At 63.0% G+C, this 1,001-nt stretch carries 1 protein-coding gene; it reads right to left on the bottom strand.

What is annotated here, in order from left to right:
• A partial coding sequence (locus NGM28_RS28400) for a hypothetical protein (RefSeq protein WP_252092545.1) occupies positions 1 to 1,001 on the bottom strand: 1,001 nt, incomplete at both ends.

Here is a 1,001-nt window from a genome sequence, read left to right as displayed (position 1 = left end):
CTAGGCAACACCAACGGCTGCCCCACCGCCTTACCATACGACCCTATCTCACTCACCCCATTCGGGTAAACGACCTTCATCGTATCGTCGGCCACCGTCACCACACTGCCTTTGGGCAGCACCTTCCCGCCCGCCAGCGTCACCGCCACGCTCAGCTGTACCGTGGTATTGGCCTGGATGACTTTGCTCTCAACGTAGGTCGCACCGCCCTTCAGGACAGCCTCCCCCACCTGCTCCGCCACCTTGGCTTCGACGGCCGCAGCCGCTTTGCCACCAACACTGGCCGCACTGCCTAACGGCAACATTCCCAGCAGGTCCAGGGTGAGGTTATTCACCCCGGCAACCGCTTCGGACCGAATACGCTCCATCGCCCAATCGGACGCATCGCTTGACCCATTGAACAGGCCGATCTCGGCGTAACGCTTCAGCGCCGTCCCCGCACCGAAGCGCTCGACATCGCCCTGCAGGTTGCCACTCATGGGCCCGAAGCTGCCGCTGCCATTGCTGGCAAACAACTGGCTGTCCGCCTTCTGCTCGGCCGTCGCCTGGAACGCCCGCACCTCCTTGCCATGCGCGGTGATGACCGAGCCATCCTTCCAGTGCAGCGGCGTGCCCTGCTCGCTCATCTGCCGGACTGCCGCATTGGCGACGTCCATATCCCTGACAAACTTTGCCGTCAGTGGGTTGCCACCCTGCGTGCTGTGTTGCAGTTGACCCAGCAGTGTCTCGTATTTGCGCGCGGCGCTGTTGTCCAACTGGCTGTCGCTGGCCAGCGTCAGCAACTCCTCCCAGGTGAACCTCGACAGGTACGGCCGTCCGTGTTCACGCTCCAGTTCAACCGCCTTCTCCTTGATCAGGCGCTTCTCCTCAGGGTGCAACTGGCGGTTGTACGCCGTCGCATCCTTGGCGATGTCGATACCAGTCTGCAGGTCGCCACCCACCATCGCCGCCGAGGTCAGGCCCACCAACTGCGAGGCCATCAGCTCCAGTTGCTTGTCACC

The organism is Pseudomonas sp. MWU13-3659 (assembly GCF_023757525.1).
Classification (GTDB): domain Bacteria; phylum Pseudomonadota; class Gammaproteobacteria; order Pseudomonadales; family Pseudomonadaceae; genus Aquipseudomonas; species Aquipseudomonas entomophila_E.
The sequence above is the reverse complement of the archived record's forward strand: the minus strand, read 5'-3'. Positions and strand labels throughout refer to the sequence as shown.